Annotated in this window: 27 protein-coding genes, 2 tRNA genes and 1 pseudogene; 21 read left to right on the top strand and 9 right to left on the bottom strand. The window is 71.1% G+C overall.

Annotation, left to right across the window (positions count from 1 at the left end; translation table 11 throughout):
* The first annotated feature begins 42 nt into the window (after positions 1-42).
* Together STRVI_RS36970 and STRVI_RS36965 are read left to right on the top strand one after the other, a co-directional pair.
* Entirely contained in the window at positions 43-699 is a 657-nt protein-coding gene (locus STRVI_RS36970) for a hypothetical protein (RefSeq protein WP_014060677.1), read from the top strand.
* A 116-nt stretch (positions 700-815) separates the two neighbouring features.
* On the top strand, positions 816-1,898 hold the full coding sequence (locus STRVI_RS36965; protein ID WP_014060676.1) for a hypothetical protein: 1,083 nt from the start codon (positions 816-818) through the stop codon (positions 1,896-1,898).
* 46 nt (positions 1,899-1,944) lie between these two features.
* On the opposite strand, the gene STRVI_RS36960 is transcribed toward STRVI_RS36965, so the two are convergent.
* Complete coding sequence (locus tag STRVI_RS36960; RefSeq protein WP_014060675.1) at positions 1,945-3,186, bottom strand: M48 family metallopeptidase; 1,242 nt, start codon at positions 3,184-3,186, stop codon at positions 1,945-1,947.
* Positions 3,187-3,291: 105 nt separating this feature from the next.
* Here STRVI_RS36960 and STRVI_RS53145 point away from each other — a divergent pair, with 105 nt between their 5' ends.
* The 16 genes from STRVI_RS53145 (at position 3,292) to STRVI_RS36885 (ending at position 18,250) form a co-directional block, all read left to right on the top strand.
* Positions 3,292-3,444, top strand: a complete 153-nt coding sequence (locus STRVI_RS53145; RefSeq protein WP_043237130.1) for a hypothetical protein — start codon at positions 3,292-3,294, stop codon at positions 3,442-3,444.
* 98 nt (positions 3,445-3,542) lie between these two features.
* Entirely contained in the window at positions 3,543-3,710 is a 168-nt protein-coding gene (locus tag STRVI_RS53140; protein ID WP_014060673.1) for a hypothetical protein, read from the top strand.
* A gap of 59 nt (positions 3,711-3,769) precedes the next feature.
* On the top strand, positions 3,770-4,381 hold the full coding sequence (gene nadD, locus STRVI_RS36945) for a nicotinate-nucleotide adenylyltransferase (RefSeq protein ID WP_014060672.1): 612 nt from the start codon (positions 3,770-3,772) through the stop codon (positions 4,379-4,381).
* Positions 4,382-4,391: 10 nt separating this feature from the next.
* A complete protein-coding gene (locus STRVI_RS36940; RefSeq protein ID WP_014060671.1) occupies positions 4,392-6,248 on the top strand; it encodes an LCP family protein in 1,857 nt (618 codons plus the stop codon).
* A gap of 176 nt (positions 6,249-6,424) precedes the next feature.
* Entirely contained in the window at positions 6,425-6,865 is a 441-nt protein-coding gene (gene rsfS, locus STRVI_RS36935) for a ribosome silencing factor (RefSeq protein ID WP_043237128.1), read from the top strand.
* The gene (locus STRVI_RS36930) at positions 6,862-7,515 is read left to right on the top strand and encodes a histidine phosphatase family protein (RefSeq protein ID WP_014060669.1); all 654 of its coding nucleotides are present in this window, start codon (positions 6,862-6,864) and stop codon (positions 7,513-7,515) included. The genes rsfS and STRVI_RS36930 overlap by 4 nt, the downstream gene beginning before the upstream one ends.
* Positions 7,516-7,587: 72 nt before the next feature.
* A tRNA-Ala gene (locus STRVI_RS36925) sits at positions 7,588-7,660 on the top strand.
* 111 nt (positions 7,661-7,771) lie between these two features.
* Complete coding sequence (locus tag STRVI_RS36920; protein ID WP_043237126.1) at positions 7,772-8,206, top strand: hypothetical protein; 435 nt, start codon at positions 7,772-7,774, stop codon at positions 8,204-8,206.
* 78 nt (positions 8,207-8,284) lie between these two features.
* A complete protein-coding gene (locus STRVI_RS53135) occupies positions 8,285-8,443 on the top strand; it encodes a hypothetical protein (protein ID WP_014060668.1) in 159 nt (52 codons plus the stop codon).
* A 5-nt stretch (positions 8,444-8,448) separates the two neighbouring features.
* Positions 8,449-8,682: a hypothetical protein gene (locus STRVI_RS36915; protein WP_014060667.1), complete on the top strand. Its 234-nt coding sequence runs from the start codon at positions 8,449-8,451 to the stop codon at positions 8,680-8,682.
* A 101-nt stretch (positions 8,683-8,783) separates the two neighbouring features.
* A tRNA-Ala gene (locus STRVI_RS36910) sits at positions 8,784-8,856 on the top strand.
* A 278-nt stretch (positions 8,857-9,134) separates the two neighbouring features.
* Positions 9,135-12,011 carry a leucine--tRNA ligase gene (gene leuS / locus STRVI_RS36905; protein ID WP_014060666.1) on the top strand — a complete coding sequence of 959 codons (2,877 nt, stop codon included), beginning with the start codon at positions 9,135-9,137 and terminating at the stop codon, positions 12,009-12,011.
* A 160-nt stretch (positions 12,012-12,171) separates the two neighbouring features.
* Entirely contained in the window at positions 12,172-12,918 is a 747-nt protein-coding gene (locus STRVI_RS36900) for a hypothetical protein (RefSeq protein ID WP_014060665.1), read from the top strand.
* Between the two features lie 166 nt (positions 12,919-13,084).
* Positions 13,085-13,930, top strand: a complete 846-nt coding sequence (locus tag STRVI_RS36895; RefSeq protein ID WP_014060664.1) for a DegV family protein — start codon at positions 13,085-13,087, stop codon at positions 13,928-13,930.
* Positions 13,931-14,366: 436 nt separating this feature from the next.
* Positions 14,367-15,449 (top strand): ComEA family DNA-binding protein, encoded by a 1,083-nt coding sequence (locus STRVI_RS36890; RefSeq protein ID WP_014060663.1) that lies wholly within the window; start codon positions 14,367-14,369, stop codon positions 15,447-15,449.
* Positions 15,446-18,250: a ComEC/Rec2 family competence protein gene (locus STRVI_RS36885; protein ID WP_078505534.1), complete on the top strand. Its 2,805-nt coding sequence runs from the start codon at positions 15,446-15,448 to the stop codon at positions 18,248-18,250. Before STRVI_RS36890 ends, STRVI_RS36885 begins: the two co-directional genes overlap by 4 nt.
* Positions 18,251-18,323: 73 nt before the next feature.
* Here STRVI_RS36885 and STRVI_RS36880 read toward each other — a convergent pair whose 3' ends face one another.
* The 5 genes from STRVI_RS36880 to STRVI_RS36860 form a co-directional block, all read right to left on the bottom strand.
* Positions 18,324-19,106 carry an ABC transporter permease gene (locus tag STRVI_RS36880; RefSeq protein WP_014060661.1) on the bottom strand — a complete coding sequence of 261 codons (783 nt, stop codon included), beginning with the start codon at positions 19,104-19,106 and terminating at the stop codon, positions 18,324-18,326.
* Positions 19,103-20,089, bottom strand: coding sequence for a daunorubicin resistance protein DrrA family ABC transporter ATP-binding protein (locus STRVI_RS36875; RefSeq protein ID WP_043237121.1), 987 nt, complete (start codon positions 20,087-20,089; stop codon positions 19,103-19,105). The genes STRVI_RS36880 and STRVI_RS36875 overlap by 4 nt, the downstream gene beginning before the upstream one ends.
* 81 nt (positions 20,090-20,170) lie before the next feature.
* Positions 20,171-21,028 carry a DUF4097 family beta strand repeat-containing protein gene (locus STRVI_RS36870; RefSeq protein ID WP_014060659.1) on the bottom strand — a complete coding sequence of 286 codons (858 nt, stop codon included), beginning with the start codon at positions 21,026-21,028 and terminating at the stop codon, positions 20,171-20,173.
* Between the two features lie 95 nt (positions 21,029-21,123).
* Positions 21,124-21,657: a toxin-antitoxin system HicB family antitoxin gene (locus STRVI_RS36865; RefSeq protein WP_014060658.1), complete on the bottom strand. Its 534-nt coding sequence runs from the start codon at positions 21,655-21,657 to the stop codon at positions 21,124-21,126.
* A gap of 238 nt (positions 21,658-21,895) precedes the next feature.
* Positions 21,896-22,405, bottom strand: a complete 510-nt coding sequence (locus tag STRVI_RS36860) for a GNAT family N-acetyltransferase (protein ID WP_014060657.1) — start codon at positions 22,403-22,405, stop codon at positions 21,896-21,898.
* A gap of 281 nt (positions 22,406-22,686) precedes the next feature.
* On the opposite strand from STRVI_RS36860, the gene STRVI_RS36855 reads away from it, so the two are divergent.
* Both STRVI_RS36855 and STRVI_RS36850 read left to right on the top strand, forming a co-directional pair.
* Positions 22,687-23,214, top strand: a complete 528-nt coding sequence (locus STRVI_RS36855) for a GNAT family N-acetyltransferase (protein WP_014060656.1) — start codon at positions 22,687-22,689, stop codon at positions 23,212-23,214.
* Between the two features lie 19 nt (positions 23,215-23,233).
* Positions 23,234-23,548 carry a hypothetical protein gene (locus STRVI_RS36850; RefSeq protein WP_208949200.1) on the top strand — a complete coding sequence of 105 codons (315 nt, stop codon included), beginning with the start codon at positions 23,234-23,236 and terminating at the stop codon, positions 23,546-23,548.
* On the opposite strand, the gene STRVI_RS36845 is transcribed toward STRVI_RS36850, so the two are convergent.
* Positions 23,523-24,458 (bottom strand): polysaccharide deacetylase family protein, encoded by a 936-nt coding sequence (locus tag STRVI_RS36845; protein ID WP_014060655.1) that lies wholly within the window; start codon positions 24,456-24,458, stop codon positions 23,523-23,525. The two genes, STRVI_RS36850 and STRVI_RS36845, sit on opposite strands and share 26 nt — an antisense overlap.
* 41 nt (positions 24,459-24,499) lie before the next feature.
* Between STRVI_RS36845 and STRVI_RS56245 the strand changes: the two are divergent.
* Positions 24,500-24,598 (top strand): annotated as a pseudogene (locus STRVI_RS56245) (pentapeptide repeat-containing protein); the annotation flags it as partial.
* A gap of 60 nt (positions 24,599-24,658) precedes the next feature.
* Here the strand turns inward: STRVI_RS56245 and STRVI_RS36840 are convergent.
* On the bottom strand, positions 24,659-25,201 hold the full coding sequence (locus STRVI_RS36840; RefSeq protein ID WP_014060654.1) for an MOSC domain-containing protein: 543 nt from the start codon (positions 25,199-25,201) through the stop codon (positions 24,659-24,661).
* A gap of 96 nt (positions 25,202-25,297) precedes the next feature.
* Positions 25,298-25,576, bottom strand: a complete 279-nt coding sequence (locus STRVI_RS36835) for a hypothetical protein (protein ID WP_014060653.1) — start codon at positions 25,574-25,576, stop codon at positions 25,298-25,300.
* Positions 25,577-25,594 lie beyond the last annotated feature (18 nt).

Raw genomic sequence — 25,594 nt, 5'->3', positions numbered from 1 at the left:
TGGGGTGGATCTTCCCCCGAATACCATTTCACCCTGCCCAAAATGACCCGTCCGGTCTACTCTGAATGGGTGCCGGACGACGTGGGGGGCAAGCCGTTCCCGGACGGCGACGAGCCCGACGAGCGCAGCCACGGCGAGACGAACGACGAGTTCGCCGCCGTGGTCTTCGACGAGGACTTCGTGCGGTCGGCCCCGATCCATGAGCCCACCGCCATCGAGCGGATGCTGGCCGCCGCCGAGGCCCGTGCCGAGGCCGAGGCGTCCCGGCGCCGCAGGGCCGGTGTGCCTCCCGAGGACGAGCTCTTCGAGGACGGGTACGGCCAGGAGGCCGAGTTCTACGGCGTGGACGACCCCGACGGGCGCTTCGGCCCCGGGCGGGACGCGGACGACGCCTACGGCCCCTATGGGCGGTACGGCAGCGCGGGGCGTCCTTACCGTGGTCATGCCCGCTGGCATCGCCCAGTGGCCTGGCTGCTGGCCATCCTGATGGGCATCGGCGTGGTCGCCCTGGCCTTCACGGCCGTCTACCGGGGCGCCTCGGGCAACCGCCAGGACCCCGCTCCACCGCCCGCCACCAGCGGTGTCGACGGCTCGCCCAGCGGACAGCCGCGCCTGGAGCCGTCGGGGTCGGAGTCGGCCGCCCCGGAGCCGACCGGGTCCAAGGGCTCGCCCGCCTCCGCCGTACCGCCGTCGCGGTGACCACCTCGCGCATCGCTAGCACGTCGTGGCGTATGGGGCGTTTCCTCCCCACTCGCCTCCCAAGTTGTGGAGTACCACCGCGTTTACCGTCGCCCCTCGCGACCTACTCTTGAGATATGACCGGGCGTGGAGACCCTCCCGAGGGGACACCCGAGGGCGTCCCGGGAGGTGGTGAGGACGAGTACCGCTCCGTCGTGTTCGACGAGTCGTTCGTCCGTGCTGCCCGGCTCCAGGAATTCTCCGCCCAGGAGCGCATGGGCGAGCATGCGCGGGCGGTGCGCAGCCGGCACGCCTGGGCCAGGGCCGGGGCGTCGCGCCAGGCCGTCGCGCTGGTCCTGCTGATCGCCATCGCCTTCGCCGCGGCCGTCTACATGGGGGTGCGCCACCCGTACCAGACGCCGCAGCCGCAGACCGTGGAGCCGCTGCACAGCAGCGTGGTGCCGCTGGCACCGCGCGGTGAGGTGCCCGGAGGGCCGCCGGACCGGCTGTTCCGCAGCAGCCCGGCCGCCGAGTTCCGCACCGGCGCCGAGGGGGTCACGGTGCCCGGCGCCCGCCGCACCCAGAGCTTCTCCGAGAGCCAGGTGATGACGGCGCTCACCACCGCCAAGGAGTACCTGGTCAAGTCCGCCATCGACCCGGGTGTGCTCACCGGCGGCCCGGTGCAGGCCATAAGGCTCCTGCTGGACCCGGCCCAGCAGACCCAGTTCGACCAGAGCTTCGCCCACCCGGTCGACGACGGACGGCATGCGGCCACCGGCTGGCTGACCCGTTTCAACCCCGCAGAGGTGACGCTGGCCGACACCCCGGTGCGGGTCCGCGGCACCCTTACGGTCATCGAGCGCGGCCCCGCGACCCTGGAGGTCGCCGCCGACCACGTCTTCGTCTACGCGGTCCAGCGGGCCCATGATCGCGGACCGGACCATGCCTCGCTGTTCACGGTGCGCCGGGAGGCACGGTTCCGCTTCGACCGGAACGATCTGCGCGACCACCATCTGGAGCTGGTGCAGAGCACCGTGCTGGCGGGTCCGCAGGCATGTGCCGCGAACGCCTCCGGCTATCTGCGGCCGATGCTCGCCGGCCAGAGCGCCAAGGGCGACGCCCCCACGGGCACCGACCCGTACACCACGGGCCGCACCGCGGTATCGCTGTGCGGCGTCCTGGCCCCCGGAACCCAGCCCGCCCTCAACGGGCAGTCCTGAGGCCTCGGGCAGTCCTGAGGGCCTCCAGGGGCCGCCTCGGCCGGTCTCAGCGCTGCGGCGGGGTGTCCCCGTTCCCGGGCCCGTCGTCGTTCCCCGGCCGCTCGTTCCCCGGCCGCTCTTCCGGTCCGTCCCCGGGCCGGTGGTCCTGAGCACTCTCAGTCCCGCCCTGGGGCTCCTGGGGCCCGTCCCCGGGCGTGGCGCCCTCCTCGGGGGTCTCCCCGCCCTGCTTGCCCCCGCCACCCGTGAACCGGTCGCGCAGCTTGCCGCCCAGGTCCCCGGCGCCGCCCGCCACGTCCCTGACGAAGGCGAACAGCGGATCCTTGCTGTTGCGCACCGACTCCGCGTAGTGGCTCGCGGAATCCCGGATCGAGTCGCTGACCGACGCGTCCCTGTCCTCGTCGCGACGCGGGTAGTGGCCGTCCATGAGCCGCTGGTAGTCGCGGGTCGCGGCCCACTTCTTGAGCTCGGCCGCGCGCACGGTGGTGAACGGATGGCTGCGCGGCAGCATGTTCATGATCTTGAGGACGGAGTCCCGCAGATCGCCGCTCGACTCGTACTCCTCCGCCTGCTCCAGGAAGGCGTCCACGTTCATCTCATGGAGGTGGTGGCCGCCCGCGAGCTTCATCAGCCCGCGCATCGAGGCCCGCAGATCCTGCCCGACCAGCAGCCCCGCCCGGTCCGCCGACAGCTCCGACTTGCGGAACCACTCCCGCAGCGCCGTCACCAGCGCCAGCACCGCCACATTGCCGAGGGGGATCCAGGCGACCTTCAGCGCGAGGCTGGTGAGGAACAGCAGTATCGTCCGGTAGACCGAGTGTCCCGACAGCGCATGGCCCACCTCATGGCCGATGACCGCCCGCATCTCCTCCTCGTCGAGCAGCTCGACCAGACCGGTGGAGATCACGATGATCGGCGCGTCCATGCCGATGCACATCGCGGTCGGCTGCGGGTTCTGGGTGACGTACATGGCCGGGACCCGCTCCAGGTCCAGGATGTAGCAGGCGTCCCGCAGCATGTCGTGAAGATGGGCGAACTGCCGGTCGCTGACCCGCACCGAATCGGACAGGTAGAGCAGCCGCAGACTCCGCTCGGGCAGCAGACCGCTCATCGCCTTGAAGACCATGTCGAAGCCGGTCAGCTTGCGCAGCGCGACCAGCGCGGAGCGGTCCGCCGGATGTTCGTACGCCCGTGAGGAGATCCCGGGGAACCGCCGCTGCTCCCGGCTGGGCACATGCTCCCGGGCGTCTCCCGTCCCGCTTCCGCCGCCGGTCTCATGAGTGTCGCTCATCTGGCCCCCTCGGTCGATTGCCCGCTCGACGGGGCGCCCGGTCCGGGCCCCTCGTCCGGCGGCCCCCAGCCTAGGCCCTGACCGTCCGAGGGTTAGCGTGGAGACATGCCCGATATGACTGGCCTCACCGAAGCCCTCGCCGCCACCTCCCACAGCAACGACGGCCCGGGAGCGCTGCTGCGCACCGTCATCGTGGTCGGCGTGGTGGGCGCCGCCCTGCTCGCCTGGTTGCTGCTGCGCGGATACAAGCAGGACTGAGCGGAGACCAGCAGGACGGACAGCAGGACCGAAAACCGCCTCGCATACGATGTGGCCGACGTGTTGTGTCGCCTAGACCCGGATAGGTACTGCCTGCGATGACCGCTATCAGCACCGCACATGCTGCCCTGACCACGCTCGCGGCCGAGGGTGGTGAGCACACCGACACCCACCCGACGATCAGCCCCTACATGACCGGCGGTGGGGCCCTGGTGATCCTCTTCCTGCTGCTGTGGATCACCACGCGCTTCAACCGGGACCGCTGAGCTGGGCGATTGCCCCTATGGGCCCCGGCTCCGGGCCGGGCCCAGTAGGGTCTGCACGCATGGAAGAGGAGAAAGGGTCCGGCAAGCGGCGACTAGGCGTGATGGGCGGGACATTCGACCCGGTCCACCACGGTCACCTGGTCGCGGCGAGCGAGGTGGCCTCGCAGTTCCACCTCGATGAGGTGGTGTTCGTGCCCACCGGTCAGCCCTGGCAGAAGAGCCATAAGAAGGTCTCCCCGGCCGAGGACCGCTATCTGATGACGGTCATCGCGACCGCGTCGAATCCGCAATTCTCGGTCAGCCGTATCGACATCGACCGCGGCGGCCCCACCTACACCACCGACACGCTCCGGGACCTACGCGCGCTCAACGGTGACGCGGATCTGTTCTTCATCACCGGGGCCGACGCACTCGCCCAGATCCTCACCTGGCGTGACGCCGAAGAGCTCTTCTCGCTGGCCCACTTCATCGGGGTGACCAGACCGGGGCACATACTGGCCGACCCGGGGCTGCCGGAGGGCGGGGTGTCGCTGGTGGAGGTTCCGGCACTGGCGATCTCGTCATCGGACTGCCGGGCGCGGGTCGCTCATGGCGACCCCGTCTGGTACCTGGTGCCGGACGGCGTGGTGCGCTACATCGACAAGCGCGAGCTGTACCGGCACGACTGCTGAAGGGGTACCGGTGAACGACCGGCAGGATCCGTACGAGCCGTACGCACAGGACCCGTATGGCCAGGAGCCGCAGATCTACGGCTATGACGCCTATGGGCGTCCCGTCTACCAGCCGCAGGCGGCACAGCAGCAGAGTTACGACCCGTACGCCCAGCAACAGCCGCAGCAACAGCCGCAGCAACAGTACGGGGAGCAACAGCAGCAGGACGGGTACGGCTACGACCCCTACGCCCAGCCGCAGCATCACCAGCCCCAGCAGCCTCAGCAGCAGCACACCCAGACGCAGAGTTACGACCCGTACGCCCAGGAAGAGCAACAGCAGCATCAGCACCAACAACAGCAGTACCAACAGCAGCCGCAGCAGTACCACCAGCAACAGCAACAGCAACAGCAACAGCAACAGGGCTACGGCTATGGCTATCCACCGGCCGCCGCGCCTGCCGCCGTCCCCCCGCAGCGAGAGCCCAACCCCTACGAGGAGCTGAGCCCGGAGCAGTTGCGCGGCGGGCCCGAGGCGCCTCCGGCCGGGGAGCCCCGGTCCGCGCAGCCGAAGCGGCCTGGGGCGCCCGGGGGGCCAGGGGGCCCCGGGGATTCCGATGAGGAGGAGTACCACACCGAGCAGTTCTCCTTCGTCGAGGAGGAGGACGAGGAATCCGACGATGTCATCGACTGGCTGAAGTTCGCCGAGACCCGTTCCGAGCGCCGTGACGAGCGCCGCCGTAAGGGTCGCAACCGCGTCATCGCGCTCGTCGTGGTCCTGGTCATCGCCGCGGCGGGCGGTGTCGGCTACCTCTGGTACGCGGGCAAGCTCCCGGGGCTGTCCGACAGCGCCGAGGACCAGGCGGCCGCGGGGGGCCCGCAGAAGCGCGATGTGATCGTCGTCCATCTGCGCGAGACCAAGGGCGGCGGCACCTCCACGGCCCTGCTGGTGGACAACGAGACCACCAAGAAGGGCACCACCGTCCTGCTGCCGAACTCGCTGTCCGTCTCCACCGAGGACGGCGCCTCCACCACGCTCGGCAAGTCGGTGACCGGCGAGGGCTCCGACGCCACCCGGGACTCCCTGAGCACCCTGCTGGGTTCGAAGATCCAGGGCACCTGGCGGCTGGACACGCCCTATCTGGAGAACCTCGTGGAGTTGGTCGGCGGGATCACCCTCGACACCGACGCGACCGTCCCCAGCCCCCAGAAGGGCGAGGATCCCCTGGTCAAGCAGGGCAAGGACCAGATCCTGAGCGGCCAGGCGGCCGTGGCGTACGCCACTTACCGCGGGCCCGGCGAGGCACAGTCCAAGCAGCTCGCGCGGTTCGGGCAGGTCATGCAGGCGGCGTTGAAGAAGGTCTCCAGCGATACGAAGGGCGCCACCAGCACCGTGGAGTCGCTGGCCCAGATCCCCGACCCGTCGCTGTCCGAGCAGCAGCTCGGCGCGTCGCTGGCGAAGCTGGCCGGGCAGGCCAAGAGCGGTGCGTACGACACCGCCATGCTGCCGGTCCAGTCGGACGGGACGCTCAGCAGCCAGGCGACCGACCATGTGGTCAAGGACATCCTGGGCGGCACGGTCAAGAACACCGACAAGAACACCGCGCCCCGGGTCAGCGTGACCAACGCCGGAGGCCCCAAGGACGGGTCGGGCGCCGCGCGGGTCGCGCTGGTCAATGGCGGCTTTACGGTCGTCACGGCCACCGAGGGCGGCGGTACGCCGCAGTCGGCCTCGCGGGTGACCTACGCGGACGCCGCACAGGCGGGCCAGGCCAAGGAGGTCGCCAAGACGCTCGGGCTGCCGGAGACGGCGGTGCGGAAGGGCAAGGGCGCGGCCAACGCGGACATCACGGTCCTCCTCGGCTCGGACTACGACGCCAAGGGCTGAGCCGCACCGCCCGGGCGCCCCGTTTCCCCGGGCGCCCCGGGCGTTCCCCCGGGGTACTCCCGGCGTTCTCCCCGGGCACGCCGGGCGGCCGAGGAGCGGCACCCGGCGTGACGGTGGGGCGTGAGATCCTGGGGGAAGCCAGACCTTCGACGTACCACCGACCGAAAGCTTTGCCTGTGACCGCCACGGACCGCTCCCTCGAGCTCATCAACGCCGCCGCCCAGGCGGCCGCCGACAAGCTCGCGCACGACATCATCGCGTACGACGTCAGCGATGTGCTCTCCATCACCGACGCCTTCCTGCTGGCCTCGGCCCCCAACGACCGCCAGGTCAAGTCGATCGTCGACGAGATCGAGGAGCGGCTGAACAAGGACCTGGGCGCCAAGCCGGTGCGCCGCGAGGGCGACCGTGAGGCCCGCTGGGTGCTGCTGGACTACGTGGACATCGTGGTGCACGTCCAGCACAGCGAGGAGCGGGTGTTCTACGCCCTGGAGCGGCTCTGGAAGGACTGCCCGCAACTGGAGCTCCCGGCCGACGCCAAGGCCACCCGCGGCAAGGGGCAGGAGCACGCACAGGCGCAGGCCGCGGACGGCGGCGTGGGCGGTGAGCTGAGCTGAACGGCACGCAAGGCGGCCGTGGCCGCCGCATCGTCCTGTGGCGCCACGGCCAGACCGCCTGGAACATAGAGCGGCGCTTCCAGGGCTCTCTGGACATCGAGCTCACCGACACCGGTGTCGCGCAGGCGCACCGGGCGGCCCGGCTGCTGGCCGCCCTGAAGCCGGACGCGATCATCGCCTCCGATCTGAAGCGGGCGGCGGCCACGGCCGCCGAGCTGTCCGCCGTCACGGGGCTTTCGGTCACGCATGACGCGGGGCTGCGGGAGACCTACGCGGGCGCCTGGCAGGGGCTGACCCACGAGGAGATCATCGAGAGCTTCGGCGAGCAGTACGCGGCGTGGAAGCGCGGCGAGCCGGTCCGGCGCGGTGGCGGTGAGCTGGAGACCGAGGTCGCCGACCGGGCGGCGCCGGTGGTGCTGGAGAGCGCCGACAAGCTGCCGGACGACGGCACGCTCGTGGTGGTCAGCCACGGCGGCACGATCCGCACCACCATCGGCCGGCTGCTCGGTCTGGAGCCCCGGACCTGGGAGGCGCTGGGCGGCCTGTCCAACTGCTGCTGGTCCGTTCTGGGCGAGGGCGCGCGGGGCTGGCGGCTGCTGGAGCACAACGCCGGATCGCTGCCCGAGCCGGTGCTCGGCGACGACGACTGAGCGGATTTCCTTTTCCGGCAGGTCACCGGCTATGCTCCTTCTCGTTCGAAGCGCTTCGGCGCAGAGAAGAGCGGGGCTATAGCTCAGTTGGTAGAGCGCCTGCATGGCATGCAGGAGGTCAGGAGTTCAATTCTCCTTAGCTCCACAGATCCACGATCCCGTCTCTCCCACAGGGAGGCGGGATCGCTGCTTTCCGCGCCACTTCCGGCGGCTCTCTCCGCCGCTGATCTCCCCGCGGGCGGTGCGCGCACCGGGGATGCCGCTCGCGGTGATCCGTATCGCGCTGGGGGACGGATTCCCGTCGGCGGCAGCCTCGTTCGCCGGAACCGGTCCGGTACTGCGCGAGGGAACGGATGACGGCACCTGGCTCCTCGTCGCCCTTACGGCTTCCGGCGCGGGGCTCTCGTCCGCCTACAGCCCCCTGTTCACGCGGACGTTGGCGACCGTAAGGCGGCAGGACGCGGCGGACGCCGGCGGGGTTCTGGTGACAGCGGCTCAACTCGGCCTGCTCATCGGCGTCGCGGTCTTCGGGGCCGTGTTCCTGGGCATGTTCCTGGGCGCGGCGGACGGTACGGTGCCCAGTGCGGGTGCCTCCGCGGACGCCCTGTGGGTGACCTGCGTCGCCTTGGCCGGGGCCGCGCGGTGCGGACTACTGATGAGTCTGGTGAGACGAGTGGGGAATCTCCGCTGACCTGCGCGTCGTCCCGTGGCAGAATCGGACGGCCGGAGGGGGATGGGGCCGACACGTCCGATGGGGAGGGCAGGTGGGATGCGGACCAGCATCCTCGATGCGATCGAGGACCCGTCCCGCAGGGCACGAGCGGGCATCGTGTGCCCGTCCTGCGGCTCCGCGCATGTGGCCCAGGTCCTCGGTGACAACGGTGGTGTTTCCTACGTGTGTACGGCCTGTGGCCATAGCTGGAGCTGAGTGAGATGGGAGCCCACAGCCGGAAGTGCGACTGGTGCGGCGCCGGCACACCGATCGTCCGCGACATGGAGCCGCTCAACTCCGACTACCAGTATTGGTGTGCGGAGTGCGCGCGGGCGCTGATCATCAGGGGCGATCCCATCGAGACCTACCGCGAGCTCGAAGGCGAGCCGATCTATGGACGGCTCCTCGACGAGCACTGCACGCTGAAGCGTTTCTATTCGTTCGCGACGGCGTAACGGGGCTCTGCTCCGGCCCCCGGGTAATCGATTTGGCGGAAGGCCGGGACGTCCGTGTAATGTAGGCGTCGCCGCCGGGGAAGCCGGGCGGAGCAAGGCCTGGGGCTATAGCTCAGTTGGTAGAGCGCCTGCATGGCATGCAGGAGGTCAGGAGTTCAATTCTCCTTAGCTCCACATCAAAGAGGCGGGTCGTCCGGCAAGGACGGCCCGCTTTTCGTCGTGCGTGACGGGGGTCACCTCCGTGCGGGCCGTCAGTGCCCTGCGGTAACCTGACTCCATGCGTGCCGTACGCCTTCTGCTTAGCGGGCCGCGCTGACCAGTACCGACCGAGAGCAGCCCCGGTCGGCATCAGCGCGGCGTCCCCTCCTGTGCGAGGGGTCTTTTTGTTTCGGAAGCGTGAGGGATCCGCTGCGTTGCCGCAGGCAGAGACGACCGATGGAGCTTTGAGGACCATGAGCGAGACCAATGCCGCGGCCGAGGTGGCCGCGCCGCACCGCTACACGGCCGCCTTGGCCGCCGACATCGAAGCCCGCTGGCAGGACTTCTGGGACGCGCACGGCACGTATGAGGCGCCCAACCCGAGCGGCGACCTGGCCGGCGACGCCGAGGCCGTCGCCCGGCCCAAGAAGTTCGTCATGGACATGTTCCCGTATCCCTCGGGTGCGGGGCTGCACGTGGGCCATCCGCTGGGCTACATCGCCACCGATGTGTTCGCCCGCTACCACCGCATGACGGGCCACAACGTCCTGCACACGCTGGGCTTCGACGCCTTCGGCCTGCCCGCCGAGCAGTACGCGGTGCAGACCGGCACCCACCCGCGGGTCAGCACCGAGGCCAACATCGAGAACATGCGGCGGCAGCTGCGTCGGCTGGGCCTGGGCCACGACCAGCGCCGCTCCTTCGCGACGATCGACCCGGACTACTACCGGTGGACCCAGTGGATCTTCCTGCAGATCTTCAACTCCTGGTACGACCCCGAGGCGAAGACCGCGCGCCCCATCGACACCCTGCTCCAGCAGTTCGCCTCGGGTGAGCGCCCGACCCCCGACGGCCGCTCCTGGGCCGAGCTGACCGAGTCCGAGCGCGCCGACATCCTGGGCGAGTACCGCCTGGCCTACGCCTCGGACGCGCCCGTCAACTGGTGCCCCGGGCTGGGCACCGTGCTGGCCAACGAGGAGGTCACCGCGGACGGCCGCTCCGAGCGCGGCAACTTCCCGGTCTTCAAGGCCAAGCTGCGCCAGTGGAACATGCGCATCACCGCCTACGCCGACCGGCTGCTGGACGACCTGGACGAGCTGGACTGGCCCGAGGCCATCAAGCTGCAGCAGCGCAACTGGATCGGCCTCAGCGAGGGCGCCCGGGTCGACTTCCCGGTGACCGGCCACGCCGACGCCAAGATCACGATCTTCACCACCCGCCAGGACACCCTGTTCGGCGCCACCTATATGGTCCTGGCGCCCGAGCACGGCCTGGTGGACGAGATCGTCCCGGACGCCTGGCCCGAGGGCACCCGCGACGCCTGGACCGGCGGGCACGCCACCCCGGCCCAGGCCGTCGACGCCTACCGCAAACAGGCCGCGGCCAAGTCCGACGTCGAGCGGCAGGCCGAGGTCAAGGAGAAGACCGGCGTCTTCACCGGTGCGTACGCCATCAACCCGGTCAGCGGCGAGCAGGTGCCGGTCTTCATCGCCGACTACGTCCTGATGGGCTACGGGACCGGCGCGATCATGGCCGTTCCGGCGCACGACAGCCGCGACTTCGCCTTCGCCCGCGCCTTCGAGCTGCCCATGCGCTGCGTCGTGGAGCCGTCCGACGACCGCGGCACGGACCCGTCCACCTGGGACGACGCCTTCGCCTCGTACGACGCGAAGATCGTCAACTCGACGGGGGAGTCCGTATCGCTGGACGGGCTGGGCGTCGTCGAGGCCAAGGCGCGCATCACCGAATGGCTGGAGTCCCGCGCCATCGGCGAGGGCACCGTCAACTACCGGCTGCGCGACTGGCTGTTCAGCCGGCAGCGCTACTGGGGCGAGCCGTTCCCGATCGTCTACGACGAGGAGGGTGTGGCGCACGCCCTGCCCGAGTCGATGCTGCCCCTGAAGCTGCCCGAGGTCGAGGACTACTCGCCGCGCACCTTCGACCCGGACGACTCCGACACCTCCCCGGAGACCCCGCTGTCCCGGAACGAGGACTGGGTCAACGTGGTGCTGGACCTGGGCGACGGGCGCGGGCCGCGGCCGTTCCGCCGCGAGACCAACACCATGCCCAACTGGGCCGGATCCTGCTGGTACGAGCTGCGCTACCTGGACCCGCACAACAGCGAGCGGCTGGTCGACCCCGAGACCGAGCGCTACTGGATGGGGCCGCGCGAGGGTCAGCCGCACGGCGGTGTGGACCTGTACGTCGGCGGCGCCGAGCATGCGGTGCTCCATCTGCTGTACGCCCGGTTCTGGTCCAAGGTGCTGTTCGACCTGGGGCACGTCTCCTCGGTCGAGCCGTTCCACAAGCTGTACAACCAGGGCATGATCCAGGCGTATGTCTACCGGGACAGCCGCGGTATCGCCGTCCCGGCCGCCGAGGTCGAGGAGCGGGACGGGGCCTACTGGTACGAGGGCGAGCAGGTCACCCGGCTGCTGGGCAAGATGGGCAAGTCCCTGAAGAACGCGGTCACGCCGGACGAGATCTGCGCCGAGTACGGGGCCGACACCCTGCGGCTGTACGAGATGGCCATGGGTCCGCTGGATGTCTCGCGGCCCTGGGACACCCGTGCCGTGGTCGGCCAGTACCGGCTGCTGCAGCGGCTGTGGCGCAATGTCGTCGACGAGGGCACCGGTGAGGTCACCGTCGTGGACGCGGAGCCCGACGAGGCCACGCTGCGCGCCCTGCACAAGGCGATCGACGGCGTTCGGCAGGACATGGAGGGCCTGCGCTTCAACACCGCCATCGCCAAGATCACCGAGCTGAACAACCACGTCACCAAGGTGCGCGAGGTGCCCCGCTCGGTGGCCGAGGGGCTGGTGCTGCTGATCTCGCCGCTGGCCCCGCATGTCGCAGAGGAGCTGTGGCGCAGGCTGGGCCACTCCACGTCCGTCGTCCACGAGCCCTTCCCGGTCGCCGACCCGGCGTATGTCGTGGACGAGACCGTCACCTGTGTGGTCCAGGTCAAGGGCAAGGTCAAGGCCCGGCTGGAGGTCGCGCCCTCGGTCTCGGACGACGACCTGGAGGCGCTGGCGCTGGGTGACCCGGCGGTCGTGGCGGCGCTGAACGGCGCGGGCATCCGTAAGGTCATCGTGCGGGCGCCGAAGCTGGTCAACATCGTTCCGGCGTGATGCGGGGCGGGGACGGGGCCGCGCTGTAAGGGCCGTCCCATCCGCGGAGTGCCACATGTGGGCGGGTTGGGGGTTCGTCAGGAACCTCTGGCCCGCCCGGCGCGTTTACGCTGAGAGGACGACCGCCACCGTGCCGTGACCGCCGCCCCAAGGAGCGCACATGGAAGCCATCTGGATCCTGTTGCTGCTTTTCGTCCTGATCATGCTGGCGGGGGTCTATGCGGCCGTTCGCGCGGTCAGGGCGGCGAAGCGCGGTATCGACCGCACGGTGCACCAGGCCCGTCGCACGGTGGAGGACACCAGACTCCGGGCCCGGCAGCTCGCGCAGCCGGGCGCGGCCGGTGAGCTCGCCCAGCTTCGGCTCTCCCTGCGCGGCTCGATGCGCGCCACCAGTCAGGCGCTGCAGGCGGCCGCCCCGCAAGACCGGTCACTGTCGGAGTCGTTGGTCCTCTTCCAGCGGCTGAGCGCCCATGCCCAGGATCTGGAGGCGGATCTGAAGCGGCTGGAGCAGGAGCCCGACAGGGCCCGTCTCGCCGCCCTGCTGCCCGACCTGCGGCAGCGTACGGGGCGGATCACCCAGTCCGCCGACTCGCTGCGCTGGGCGGTGCAGGAGCGGACGCAGCGGTTTGCGCATGACGACCTGGACTCGCTGAACCGCGAGATCGAGATGGAGGCCGGGGCGCTGCGGCACTGGACGGCGGTGGAGCCGGAGGAGCCGCGGACGGATGCGGGGTCGTGGCCGGCGCCCGAGGCGGGGGCGCGGCCCGAGGCGGGGGCGCGATCGGGGCCCGAGGCGGGGCAGGAGCCGGAGCCGCCCCGGCCGTCGCTCGGGGCGAGGCCCCAGACGGAGCCCCAGGCGTGGCAGAAGCCCTGGCAGCAGTCCCGTCGTCCCGAGAACACGGCCTGAGTCCCATAATCCGGCCCGGGATCTCAGACCCCCGGCCTGAGACCCCGGGACCCGGCCCGAGAACAGGATCTGAGCCACGTCTGAACAGGGCATGATGGGTAAGGCAATTGATCATCCGCTGGGGTCGCGCTGTCGGCAGGCTCCATCCCCCGCTAACCTCCCAGTCATGTCCCGCCATGTCGCGATCGTGACCGATTCAACGGCTTACTTGCCGCAGGATGCGATGGAGCGGCATCGCATCACCGCGGTGCCGCTGACGGTCGTGCTCGGAGACCGGGCCCTGGAAGAAGGCACCGAGATCTCGGCCCGGTCCCTCGCGCAGGCGTTGCAGAAGCGGAAGCCGGTGACGACGTCCCGGCCCAGTCCGGCAATGTTCGCCGCCGCCTATCGGGCCGCCGCCGAGGAGGGCGCGACGGGCATCGTCTCCCTGCATCTGTCGGCCGAATTCTCCGGCACCTACGACGCGGCGGCGCTCGCGGCACAGGACGCGCCCGTTCCGGTGCGGGTGGTGGACAGCGGAATGGTCGCGATGGCGCTGGGCTTCTGCGCGCTGGCGGCGGCCGAGACGGCGGAGGGCGGCGGCACGCTGGACGAGGCCGTGGCGGCGGCGGAGAAACGGGCCGACGGCACCGCCGCCTACTTCTACGTCGACACCCTCGACTATTTGCGGCGCGGCGGCCGCATCGGCGCGGCCCAGGCCCTGCTCGGCTCGGCGCTCGCGGTCAAACCGCTGCTCCAGCTCGACGAGGGGCGGATCGAGTTGCGGGAGAAGGTCCGCACCGCCTCGAAGGCCATCGCCCGGCTGGAGGAGATCGTGGTGGAGCGGGCCGGCCGGAGCCCGGTGGACATCGCGGTGCAGCACCTGGCGGCGGGCGAACGGGCGGCGGCGCTCGCGGAGCGGCTGCGGGACCGGGTGCCGGGGCTGGCGGAGCTCTATGTGAGCGAGGTGGGCGCGGTGATCGGGGCCCACACCGGGCCGGGGCTGCTGGGAGCTGTGGTCTCTCCGCGATAGCGGAGGGTGGGCGGTACTTCGGCAACGCTCCTCACTCGGTGGGGTGGCGGAGTTATCCACAACCTGGGGGTTATCCCCGGGAATTGAAGCGGATCGGCGCGATCGGCCGCTTGTGCCTACCGTCGGGTGCATGAGGACACGATCACGCACAGTAACCACGGGTCCGGGGCGCGGCCGTCATCGCGACGGCGGGGCTGGCCGCCGCCCCCGCCCGCCGTCCGGCACCGGCCTCTCTGGCGCTGGAGGCCACGGCCGCAGGACCCACCGCCAGACCCAGCCCATCACCCCCTCACGCGCCAGCCGAGTGGCAGCGCTCTTCTCTACACCGTCGGCGCCCCCGATCGCGGTCGGGTCGATCGCCCTGGGCAGCCGGGATGGGCCGAGGGGCGTTGCGAAGGCCCGGGACGAGGGGGGCCTGGCCAGGGAAGCGTCGGCTGTGGAGGCGGAGGCGGAGGCGGAGGAGGTACGGAGCGGGGAGGTAAGGAACGAGGGGCTGTTCGGGGACGAGCCCGAGGAGCCGCCCCGAGAGGCGCGCGAGGGGTGGTTAGGAGACGCGAGGGAGGAGTTGCCTAGGGACGCGCGAGAGGGGCCGTCCAGGGACGAGCCCGAGGGGCCGCCCCGGGACGTACGCGAGGGGCCGCCCGGGGACGAGCCCGAGGGGCTGCCCCGAGACGCGTGCAAGGGGTCGTCCCGGGACGCGCGCGAAGGGCCATCCGAGGAGGCGTCCGAGGACGCGCCCGGGGGCGGGCCGCTGCGCCGACGCGACCGGGTAAGGCTCGCCCTGCGCGAGCGGCTGCCGGTCTGGCTTCAGTTGCGCTGCGGTATGGAGCTGAGAACGGTCGCCGCCCTGACGGTCGCCCTGCTCGCCGCGGTGGCCTTCGCGGCGTATCACTTCTGGACCGGCCGTCCCCAGACCGTGCGCGCACCGGATCCGGAGCCCCCGCGCGCCGCGCCCTCCGAACCCGGTTCGATGCCCAGGGGACGGCTCACCCCATCCGGTGGCGGTCGCACGGTCGTGGTGGATGTGACCGGCAAGGTCCGCCGTCCGGGGCTGCGGAAGCTGCCGCCCGGGGCGCGGGTCGCCGACGCCCTCGAAGCGGCGGGTGGAGTACGACCGGGCGCCGACCTGAGCGGGCTGAACCGAGCCCGGCCACTGGTGGACGGGGAGCAGATCGTCGTCGGCGCCCCCGCGGGCGGACCACCCGCAGCGGGTGCGGCAGCAGATCCGGCCGCTGGCGCACCGAACGCACCCAACGGCCCGAACGCACCCAGTGACCCGAACGTGGCCAACGGCGCGAACTCACCGGCCGGTCCCGGGGCGCCCGGTGGCTCGGTCAGCCTCAACTCCGCGACCGCCGAACAGCTCGACACCCTCCCGGGAGTCGGCCCCGTCCTGGCCCGGCACATCATCGACTACCGCACCCAGCACGGAGGTTTCCGCTCCATCGATGAACTCCGCGAGGTGAACGGCATCGGCGAGCGCCGGTTCGCCGATCTGCGCCCGCTGGTCCGGCCATGACGGTCGCGAGGCCCCGGCGGACCCGCGCCCCGGTCCATGCGGCGGCCGTGTCCCCGCGCGGTGCGTCACAGCCACGCCAGGAGGGCCCACCCGACCTCCGCCTCGTGCCCCCGGCCCTGGCCGCCTGGGCAGCGGCGGCGCTCGCCCTGGACGCACCGGCCCACATGGTGGCCCTCGCCTGCACGGTTGCCTCCCTCGTGGCGGCAGCGCTGCTCGTCCGGGCTCGCCGACGAGCAGCGGCATCGGGTGGACAACGACGCGGCGCACTGAGCCCCCGGCGCGGCCCGGACATGCTCTCGCCGGTGCCGCTCCAGGACGGCCGACGGGCGCTCGAACCCACCCCGTCGCGACCACGCGGCGCCGAGCCTCGCCGGCCGGAGCGGAAGGCACCGCCGTCGACGGCCGGTCGGTCGCCCGGTGCCGTGCCCAATGCCGCGCCTGATGCCGCACTCGGGGCCGGCAGGCGTCCGGGCACCGGCGAAGGCCACAACGTGACGCGGCAGCAAGACACTTCGCCACCGCCCCGCACCGTCGTGTGGCGTGGGCGACGTACGGCAGGGGCGGTGGCGGCCGTGCTGTTGTGCGGGGCCGCCGCGGGGGCGGTCGCCGGGCTGCACGGGGCGGACGTACGCCGTGGCCCGGTGCCCGCGCTGGCCCGGGAGTACGCCGAGGCCACCGCCGAGGTGACGGTCACGGGGGATCCACGGCTCACTCGGCCACGCGTGCGGGGCGCGGCGCTCGCGCCCGCGTCCGTGGTCCTGGAGGCCGAGACCGGCCGGGTCACCGGCTCGGACGGCACCACGACCACCACCCGCACACCCGTCCTGGTGACGGTCCACCCGAGGGCCGGTGAGGAGCGGGCGGCCTGGCTCGGGCTGCTGCCGTCCACCCGGCTGCGTGTCCACGGCCGCCTGGCGCCGCCCCTGCGCGACGGGGACCGTATAGCGGCCGTGGTGCGCGTGAACGGCGGCGGACCCCCGCGGGTCACGGGTCCGCCCAGCGCGGTCCAGCGGCTGGCCGGGCGGCTGCGCGCCGGGCTGCGCACCGCGACCGACGGACTCTCCCCGGACGCGCGGGCGTTGCTTCCGGCGCTGGTCGTGGGGGACACCTCACGGGTGCCGCCCGAACTGGACGAGGCGTTCCGGGCCACGGACATGCTCCACCTCATGGCCGTCTCCGGGAGCAATCTCACGCTGGTGCTCGCCCTGCTCACGGGTCCGCCGCGGCTGGCCGGGCGGGCCGAGCGGCGCGGTCTCGCGGGCGCGCTCGGCATCCGGCTGCGAACGACCGCCCTCCTCGGCGGCGGGCTCACGCTCGCCTTCGTCATCGTCTGCAGACCCGAGCCCAGTGTGCTGCGCGCCGCCGCCTGCGGGCTGATCACGCTGCTCGCCCTCGGCACCGGCCGCCGCCGCTCCCTGCTCCCGGCCCTGGCCGCCGCCGTCCTCGCGCTGGTGCTCTACGACCCCTGGCTGGCCCGGAGCTACGGCTTTCTGCTCTCCGCGCTGGCCACCGGCGCCCTGCTCACCATCGCACCGGGATGGAGCGCGGCCCTGCGGCGCCGTGGTGTACCGCCCCGGCTCGCCGAGGCGCTGGCGGCCGCCGCCGCGGCCCAGGCGGTCTGCGCACCGGTCGTGGTGGCGATGGCCGCGCGGGTGAGCCTGGTGGCGATTCCCTGCAATCTCATCGCGGAGGTGGCGGTAGCCCCCGCCACCGTCCTCGGGTTCGCCGCACTCGCGGTGGCCGCTGTCGCGCCGCCGGTCGCCGCGTGGATCGCCTGGCCGGCGGGCTGGCCCGCCGGGTGGATCGCTCAGGTGGCCCGCACCGGTGCGGCGCTGCCCGGGGCCGAGGCGGGCTGGCCGGACGGCTGGACCGGCGCGCTGCTGCTGGCCGTCGTCACCTTGGCCGTGGTCCTCGTCGGCCGTCGACTGCTGCGCCACCGCCTGCTGTGCGCCGTGTGCGCCCTGCTGGTGCTGCTGGCCGTCGTACGCCCGGTACCCCTGGCCCGGATCATCACCGGCTGGCCACCGCCCGGTTGGCGGATGGTGGCGTGTGATGTCGGCCAGGGCGACGCCCTCGTCCTGGCCGCGGGGCCCGGTACGGCCGTCGTCGTGGACACCGGGCCCGAGCCGCGGGCCGTCGACCGCTGTCTGCGCTCGCTGGGCGTCGTCCGGATTCCGCTGATGGTCCTGACCCACTTCCACGCCGACCATGTGGCCGGGCTGACCGGTGCGTTACGCGGGCGCGCGGTCGGCGCCATCGAGACGACCGGTCTGGAAGAGCCGCCCGGCCAGGCCGAGTTCGTACGGCGCAGGGCCCGGTCGGCGCATGTCCCGGTCGTCGCGGCGGTGCCGGGGGAGCGGCGGCGCTTCGGCCCGCTGGCCTGGGAGGTCCTGTGGCCTGCGCCCCCGCCCGCCCCGGCCGGGGCCGAGGGGCCGAACGACGCGAGCGTCACCCTCCTCGTCCGCACGGCGGGCCTGACCCTGCTCCTCCTCGGCGACCTGGAGCCCCCGGCCCAGCAGGCCCTGCAGACGGCGCACCCCACCCTCCCCGAGGTCGATGTCCTCAAGGTGGCCCACCACGGCTCGGCCTACCAGGACCCGCACCTGCTCCGCCGCCTCAGACCCCGCCTCGCCCTGATCTCCTGTGGCGCGGACAACCCCTACGGCCATCCGTCGCCCCGCACCATCGCCGCCCTGCGCGGCCAGGGAGCCGCCGTGTTGCGGACCGACACCGACGGGCCGATCGCGGTGCTGCGAGACCCGGGGCTGCGCGCGGTGCTCGGAGGCCACGGTGGGCCCTGAGCGCGGACACACCCGGGCGGGGTGCTCACGCTCTGCCGGTGAGTGGGCCCCCCGCCCGGGTGTGTTCCGGTGTTCAGCGCGTGGTGTTGCTGTTGAAGAGCGAGCGCGACCAGACGTAGCCGACCAGGGCGATACCGGCGCACCAGGCGAGCGAGATCCAGCCGTCGTTGCCGATCTCCGAGCCGGAGAGCAGACCGCGCAGTGTCTCGGTCATCGGTGTGAACGGCTGGTACTCGGCGAACCAGCGCAGGCCCGGGGACATCGACTCGGCCGGTACGAACGCCGAGCCGAGAAACGGCAGGAACTGGACCAGCAGCGGCTTGTTGCTCGCGGACTCCACCGTCTTGGAGATCAGGCCGAGCGCGCACGACAGCCACGTCACGGCGAACGCGATGGCTGTGAGGAGACCGGCGACGGCCAGCCACTCCAGCGGGTTGGCGTTCGGCCGGAAGCCGATGGCGAGGGCGACGCCCACCACCAGGACCAGGCTCACCATCGTCGTGAGGACGCTGCCGACGACATGGCCCGTCATGAACGACGAGCGCGTGATGTTCATGGTGCGGAAGCGGTTGATGATGCCCTCGGTCATGTCGGTGCAGACCGCGACCGAGGTCGACATCGAGCCGGAAGCCACCCCCATGATGATGATGCCGGGCGTCAGATAGTTCAGATACGCGTCCCGGCCGCCGCCTATGCCGGCGCCGATCGAGTCGCCGAAGGCGTACACGAACAGCAGCAGCATCATGATGGGCATCATGGAGGCGCCCAGCGAGACGCCTGGATAGCGCAGCGCGTGCTTGATATTGCGCCGCAGCATCGTCATCGAGTCGTGCACGGCGTAGGTGAGCGTGCTCATCGCAGGGTCTCCTTCACGTGGCGCGCGGTGTTGGTGCTGCCGTCGCCGGTCAGGGCGAGGAACACGTCGTCGAGGTCGGGGGTGTGCACGGAGAAGTCGACGGCGCGGATACGGGCGGCGTCGAGCCGGTCGAACAGGGCGCGCAGCGAGTCGAGATCGCCGTTGCCCGCGACGCGCAGGGCGAGCTGCTCATCGTCCCGGGCTGCGTCGGGGAAGGCGGCGGCCGCGCGCTCGTACTCGTCGGGGTCGGTGAACCGCAGGCGTACATGGCTGCCGGGGATCTGCGCCTTGAGCTCGTCGGCGGTGCCCTCGGCGACGATCCGGCCGCCGTCGAGCACGGCGATCCGGTCGGCCAACTGGTCGGCCTCTTCCAGGTATTGGGTGGTGAGGAAGACGGTGACACCACTGGCGACCAGTGAGCGCACGGTCTCCCACATGGTGCGGCGGCTGCGCGGGTCCAGCCCGGTCGTCGGCTCGTCGAGGAAGATCACCTGCGGGTCGCCGACCAGCGTCATGGCGAGGTCGAGCCGGCGCCGCATACCGCCGGAGAAGAACGCGGCGCGCTTGTGCGCGACGTCCGCGATGTCGAACCGCTCCAGCAGTTCCTTGGCCCGCCTGCGTCCTTCGCGCTTGCCGAGGCGCAGCAGGTCGGCCATGAGGAGCACGTTCTCCTCGGCGGTGAGCAGGTCGTCGAGTGCGGCGAACTGCCCGGTGACGCCGATCGCGGCGCGCACCCCTTCCGGTGAGGTGGCGACGTCGTGGCCCGCGACCTGGGCCTGGCCGCCGTCGGCCGCGATCAGCGTGGACAGGATCCGCACGGTGGTGGTCTTTCCGGCGCCGTTCGGCCCGAGCAGCGCGAACACGGAGCCGGACGGGATGCGCAGATCGATGCCGTCGAGGACGGTCTTGTCGCCGTACGACTTGCGCAGATCTGCGGTGGAGACGGCAGGCGGCTGCTGGCCGCCGTGCCTGGACGTGGGCATGACAGATGAAGGCACGGGGCCCTCCCCTTCGAAGGCGTGGTGAGCGGTGAAGTGATCTTGGTTACCGGGAGATGGAGCGGATCAGGCCCGGGCGCGGCGGATGTTGATGTTGCCGAAGCGGGTACGGGCCCTGACCTCGGCGGTGTCCTCGGACTTGTCCGGGCTCTCGGACGCGGTGAGCGCGTTGATCACCTGTCCGGCGCTCGAGCTGACGTCGAGCCAGGCGGCCGTGCCCTCGCGGATGCCGACATCGATGGCGCCGTAGGAGGTCTCCAACTGGACCGTGCCGCGCGCGACTTCGTCGAGACGGACGGCGCCGTGGGCGGTGGTGGCGGTGACCGAGCCCTCGGCGTGCTCGATGAAGATGTCGCCGTTGGCGCCGCTCACCCGCAGATCGCCCAGGGCGTCGCCGACGGTCGTGGTGCCGTGGGAGTTCTTCAGGACGGCCGCGCCGTCGATGGCACCGACGCGCAGGCTGCCGGAGCTCGTGGTGATCTCGGCGGGCCCCTCGACGCGGTCCACGGTGATGGTGCCGTGGGACGCGATCAGGTGCAGCGGCCCGGTGGTGTCGAGGCGCACATCGCCCGACGAGGTCTTCACCCGGACCTCGCCGAGCCGCCCCTCGCCGTGCACCTGGGCCCAGGCGCCGGTCATCTCCACCTGCGAGCCGGTGGGCAGTTCGACCGTCACATCGACGGTGCCGGTGCGCCCGATGAGATAGCGCTGCTTGGGCGTCCTGATGGTCAACAGGCCACTCGCGTACCGCACTTCGGACTGATCGGCCGCCCGTACGTCCTGGTCCTTCTTCGGGTCGCGGGGCCGCACGTCGACGAGGGTGTCGAGCCGGTCGGCGGCGATGAACCGGATGGATCCGGCCTCCACGTGGGCGGTGACCGAGATCGGTTCGGGAGTGTCGAAAGGAGCGTCGAAAGAAGGCATGGCTGTCCCGTCCTCTTGGGTCGTCGTGGCGTCCCTGCTGGTGGGACGTGGTGTGGGTGAGGTGGGGTGGGTGAGGTGGCGTAGCCGGGGCGCGGTCAGCGCACCCAGCCCGTGAAGCTCTGTCCGACGGTGCGGGTGGTGCGCGGCTGCTCCGTCGTACGTGACGGGGCGCCGCCGTCGACCGCGGCCGACACGGCTCGTACCAGCCATGCGTTGACCGACAGGCCCTCGCGGTTCGCGGCCTCCTCGGCGCGCGCCTTGAGGTGGGCGGGCAGGCGCAGATTGACGCGGGCGGTGCCGCCGCCGTCGTCGCCGTCGGCGGGTACCGGGGCCGGTGCCTTGAGCGGCTCGGCGGGTCCGCTCTTGTCCTCGTACGCCTCGCCGCCTGCCGGCCGTGTCACCACGAAGTCGGGGTCGAGCCCGCGTAGCCGTACGTCGACCGAGCCGGGGGCGAGTTCACGGGTGATCTCGTCCATCGCGGCGGAGAGCACATTGAGCATCGTCAGCCGGGTCGCCGACTCCAGGGGAGCGGTGAGCCGGTCGGCCAGCTCGCGGGCTTCTTCGCCGCCGGCTTCGGCGGCCACCGCGAGTTCGCGGCGGAGGTTGTCGACATACGGCGTGAGGTCCATGACGCCATAGTGGCACCACAATGGCGCCACGCGCAAGGCCGTAAGGGGTGCGGCCGTGGCCCGGGGTGCGTCAGGTGGCTCTGGTCTGCGGAAACGTGTTGGTGCCGAATTGCATCAATGCGGCGCCATGCGGCGCCATGCGGCGCCTCGGGTGCTCTGGTGCCTCTGGTGGTGCCACGTGGTGCCATGTGATGCCACTGTGGCGCGCTGCCCTGCCCCGCTCTGCCTGCCCGTGCCGTCAGTCGACCCGCCGGGCCAGCACCTGTCCGGGCCAGGCCCCGGACAGGAAGCGGTCGGTGGCGGTGAAACCGTTGCGCTCGTAGAACGCGACCAGTTCGCCCCCGCCGCCCGCCCAGCAGTCGACCCGCAGCAGCCCCACGCCGGCCCGCCGGGTCTCCTCGACGGCGTGTGCCAGCAGCGCCGCCCCGATGCCCAGGCCGGCGTGTCGTCGGTCGGAGACCAGCATCCGGACGTACCGCTCGGGTTCCTTGGCCGGTGCGATCGGCACCTGCGGGCTGGGCCCGGAGTCCAGCACCATGGCCCCGACGGGCGTTCCGTCCAACTCCGCGATATACGGGGCATTCTCGGTCGTGTACCGCTCGACCCGCGCCACCCCGCCGGTCTTCTGCGAATACGGCGTCGTGCCCCACTGCTCGGTGTTGCCGCGACCGTTCATCCAGGCCACCGCGGAGTCGAGCATGTCCAGGATGGCCGGCGCGTCGGCCAGGCCGCCCGGCCTGACGCGCATGCCAGGTGTCGTGTCGTCCACGGCGAGAGCTTAGCCTCACCGTTTCGTTTGAGATGAGGCCGCAAGCGGGAAGGAAATACGAAAGTTCCTTCTGAGCTGGGACGATGAACCTTTTCAAGGGGTTCTGTCGGTCTAAGCGGAAGGCACTTTCTGCGTGCAGGGCATCGAGAACACAAGCTGCGCGATCAACTCGATCCTCCGGCGAGCGTAGGGCGCGGCGGCGCGGGGACCCTTGCATAGGCTGGCCGTCTCATCCGACGCACCGCGACGAGGATCAGCCCATGCGCAGCAGCACCAGAATCCGCCTGATCGAGCCCACCGACGCCGGCCCGATAGCCGCGCATCGGGTGCGGGACTTCGAGGCTTTCCGGCCGTGGGAACCGGCCCAGCCGGCCGACTTCTTGACCCCGGAGGGCCAGGCGGAGCGGATCGACAGCCTGCTGGCCGGATACCGAGCCGGCTCGGTCTGGCCGGGCGTGGTGCTCGCCGACGACGAGGTGATCGGGCAGGTCACCGTCGGAGGCATCCTGCCGCAGCCGCACCTGCGTCGTGGCTCGGTCGGATATTGGATCGCCAGCGTCGCCCAGAATCAAGGGCACGCCGGGCACGCCGTCGGGCTTGTACTGCGGGTGATGACGGACGAACTCGGGTTGCACCGCGCCGAGGCGTCCACCAATCTGGAGAATCTGCCGTCGCAGCGGGTGCTGCGCCGCAACGGGTTCAGTCCGTACGGCGTCGCGCACTCCTCGATCTTTCTCGACGGGAGCTGGCGGGACGGGCTGCTGTGGGAGCGGGTCCTCGGCGACTGACCTCGCCGCTTCGGCTGAGATGAAGCCGGAAGCGGGGAGGAAATACGAAAGTCCCGCCGCTCTCCTCGCCACCCGTGACGCGAACGGCGACACACCGTTCGCCGACTACCGTCTGACGGGTTTCTGCAATGAAGAGGAGGCCGACGTCGGTCTCGCCGACAAAGCCGAGTGGCTGCTGGAGGACGAGCTGAAGACGCTGCCCACCCAATACTCGCGGGGTCCCGCCTGGGAGCCCTATACGGTCGTGGACCGCAACCTCTTCACCGGGCAGAATCCGGCTTCTTCGGGCCCTCTCGCGAAAGAACTCGTCAAGGCCCTGGCGCAGGACGAATGAAGGTCGTAGCGGGCTTCTCCGGCGTCAGAGTCATGCCCCAGACGCGTTGGATCGTCCGGTAGTCGATTACAAAGATGTCCTCCTGTTGGAGAATTTCACGGGCCTGAGGCGATATCAGGAACTCGTAGTCCGTCCGGCGCACGCGCCAGCCATCGTCGACGGCCTGCGAATCCTGGTTTCCCACACTCGGGTGCACCGCCCATTCATTGAGCCCGGCAGGCAGGTCGCGCAGCATCTGAACGTATCGGGCCGCCTTTCCCTCGATGGCGAGCGAGAAGCTGTCCAGGAAGTCGTTATCGGTGACCGGCAGCCCCCGGTGCCGCATCCTCTGGCGCGCGGGTTCGAGCCAGACCCGGACCGCGAGGCCGTACTCCGCGGCCAGCCCTACCGTCAGGTCGAGGATGTCTTCGCGGCCGCCATCGGCCAGGCAGTGGAAGTCCAGATGGGTCGGCGTGAGCCCGGCGTCGGCGACGGCATTGATCTGGGCGCGGAACTCGAACTCGATCTCATCGAGCCGGGCCTGGCCGAGCAGGGCCGCCCGTCCGGCGAGCGTCGGTGGGAACAGTTCACCCTCGGGGTCCAGCACTGAGGGAACTCGTTCCCTGGCGGCGATCGGCCCCCATCGGTAGTCGGGCATCTCGCACACCAGGGTGAGATGGATTCCGAACGGGATCCGCGGCCGTCGGCCGAGCAGTTTCATGGCCTGCGGCGCCGCGGGACACGGGACCATCAGACTGCATGAACTGGCGATGCCCTCTTCGATCGACTCGATCACCGCGGCGTTGATCGCCGGATACATGCCGAAGTCATCGCAGTTGACGATCAGCAGCCGCGCATCGGGCGGATGCCCCAGTAGCTCACTCGACTGCGGTGCGGGCGTGACGGCCCCGGGGCCGGAGGCTTCCTCCATGCGCGCAGTGTGGGGCCCGGCCGGATGTCGCGCACGGGAATTTGAGTGCCTCCGGAGCAGACGCCTCCGGAGCAGACGCCTCCGGAGCAGACGCCTCCGGAGCAGACGCCTCCGGAGCAGACGCCTCCGGAGCAGACGCCTCCGGAACGGACGCCTCCGGAAGAATGTGCCCCGGACGATCCCGCCCCGCCGGGAAGCCGTCAGACCCGGTCCAGGGGGTGGTGGGGGCCGGTGGGGAGCTCTGCTGTGACCGTGTCGCCCGGGCGCACCGTGCCGCCTTCCTTCACGATGCTCATGATTCCGGCCTTGCGCACGATGTTCCCGGCCTCATCGCGGCCGACGACCCGCTTCAGGAGCCCGTTCCGGAAGGTGTCGATCTGCAGACAGGGATTGCGGAGGCCGGTCACCTCCAGCACCGCGTCATCGCCGATGCGCAGCAGCGTGCCGACCGGCAGGCCGAGCAGATCGATGCCACGGGTGGTGATGTTCTCGCCGAGGTCACCGGGCAAAACCTTGAATCCCTCGGCACCGACCTCGGCGAAGAGCTCTTCATGGATGAGGTGGACTTGGCGCAGGTTCGGCTGGGTGGGGTCCTGGGCGACGCGTGAGCGGTGCTTGACCGTCACGCCGGCATGGACGTCGCCCTCGACACCGAGGCCGGCGAGCAGTGTGATGCCGTCCCGGTTCGGCTTGGTGAACGAGTACTCGCCATTGCTGCTGACTGCCGTCACAGTCCCACTCATCCTCGGAGCCCCCTCTTCAGCGACCGCCTTCAGCGACCGCCTTCAACGACGACCTTCAGTGACCACGATGAGCCATGACCCTGGCCAGGGGCCAGGCTATTCGGCCTCCAGCCAGCCGTCGTACTCGTCCGCGAGCGCGTCCAGCGCCGCCGGGTCCAGGCGCTTGGCCGGGTCCTCGATCACCACCAGCCACTGGGCGTCCTCGGCGTCGTCCTCGCCCGCCAGCGCTTCCCGCACCAACTGGGGCTCCTGGGCGATGCCGAAGCGCTCCGGCAGAGCCTCGGCCACCTCCTCCGCGGCGTCGCGGTCGGGCAGCACCAGGATGTGCCGGGCGCCGGTCGGTCCTTCATCGATCACCGGAACATTGTCGGACATCCGGACGGCAGTACGCGG

The organism is Streptomyces violaceusniger Tu 4113, from assembly GCF_000147815.2.
GTDB lineage: Bacteria > Actinomycetota > Actinomycetes > Streptomycetales > Streptomycetaceae > Streptomyces > Streptomyces violaceusniger_A.
Note: the sequence above shows the minus strand (reverse complement) of the source record. Positions and strands in the feature narration are given on the sequence as shown.

Bases quoted from the DNA above. Each gene is read 5' to 3' on its own strand.
- STRVI_RS36895 (WP_014060664.1), top strand. From the start codon at position 13,085: ATGTCCCGCCATGTCGCGATCGTGACCGATTCAACGGCTTACTTGCCG.
- STRVI_RS36965 (WP_014060676.1), top strand. From the start codon at position 816: ATGACCGGGCGTGGAGACCCTCCCGAGGGGACACCCGAGGGCGTCCCG.
- STRVI_RS36845 (WP_014060655.1), bottom strand. From the start codon at position 24,458: ATGGAGGAAGCCTCCGGCCCCGGGGCCGTCACGCCCGCACCGCAGTCG.
- STRVI_RS53145 (WP_043237130.1), top strand. From the start codon at position 3,292: ATGCCCGATATGACTGGCCTCACCGAAGCCCTCGCCGCCACCTCCCAC.
- STRVI_RS36835 (WP_014060653.1), bottom strand. From the start codon at position 25,576: ATGTCCGACAATGTTCCGGTGATCGATGAAGGACCGACCGGCGCCCGG.
- STRVI_RS36840 (WP_014060654.1), bottom strand. From the start codon at position 25,201: ATGAGTGGGACTGTGACGGCAGTCAGCAGCAATGGCGAGTACTCGTTC.
- STRVI_RS53140 (WP_014060673.1), top strand. From the start codon at position 3,543: ATGACCGCTATCAGCACCGCACATGCTGCCCTGACCACGCTCGCGGCC.
- STRVI_RS36860 (WP_014060657.1), bottom strand. From the start codon at position 22,405: ATGCGCGTCAGGCCGGGCGGCCTGGCCGACGCGCCGGCCATCCTGGAC.
- STRVI_RS36920 (WP_043237126.1), top strand. From the start codon at position 7,772: ATGCCGCTCGCGGTGATCCGTATCGCGCTGGGGGACGGATTCCCGTCG.
- STRVI_RS36885 (WP_078505534.1), top strand. From the start codon at position 15,446: ATGACGGTCGCGAGGCCCCGGCGGACCCGCGCCCCGGTCCATGCGGCG.
- STRVI_RS36855 (WP_014060656.1), top strand. From the start codon at position 22,687: ATGCGCAGCAGCACCAGAATCCGCCTGATCGAGCCCACCGACGCCGGC.
- STRVI_RS36875 (WP_043237121.1), bottom strand. From the start codon at position 20,089: ATGCCCACGTCCAGGCACGGCGGCCAGCAGCCGCCTGCCGTCTCCACC.
- STRVI_RS36870 (WP_014060659.1), bottom strand. From the start codon at position 21,028: ATGCCTTCTTTCGACGCTCCTTTCGACACTCCCGAACCGATCTCGGTC.
- STRVI_RS36900 (WP_014060665.1), top strand. From the start codon at position 12,172: ATGGAAGCCATCTGGATCCTGTTGCTGCTTTTCGTCCTGATCATGCTG.
- STRVI_RS36960 (WP_014060675.1), bottom strand. From the start codon at position 3,186: ATGAGCGACACTCATGAGACCGGCGGCGGAAGCGGGACGGGAGACGCC.
- STRVI_RS36970 (WP_014060677.1), top strand. From the start codon at position 43: ATGACCCGTCCGGTCTACTCTGAATGGGTGCCGGACGACGTGGGGGGC.
- leuS (WP_014060666.1), top strand. From the start codon at position 9,135: ATGAGCGAGACCAATGCCGCGGCCGAGGTGGCCGCGCCGCACCGCTAC.
- STRVI_RS36850 (WP_208949200.1), top strand. From the start codon at position 23,234: ATGAAGCCGGAAGCGGGGAGGAAATACGAAAGTCCCGCCGCTCTCCTC.
- STRVI_RS36865 (WP_014060658.1), bottom strand. From the start codon at position 21,657: ATGGACCTCACGCCGTATGTCGACAACCTCCGCCGCGAACTCGCGGTG.
- STRVI_RS36880 (WP_014060661.1), bottom strand. From the start codon at position 19,106: ATGAGCACGCTCACCTACGCCGTGCACGACTCGATGACGATGCTGCGG.
- nadD (WP_014060672.1), top strand. From the start codon at position 3,770: ATGGAAGAGGAGAAAGGGTCCGGCAAGCGGCGACTAGGCGTGATGGGC.
- STRVI_RS53135 (WP_014060668.1), top strand. From the start codon at position 8,285: ATGCGGACCAGCATCCTCGATGCGATCGAGGACCCGTCCCGCAGGGCA.
- STRVI_RS36915 (WP_014060667.1), top strand. From the start codon at position 8,449: ATGGGAGCCCACAGCCGGAAGTGCGACTGGTGCGGCGCCGGCACACCG.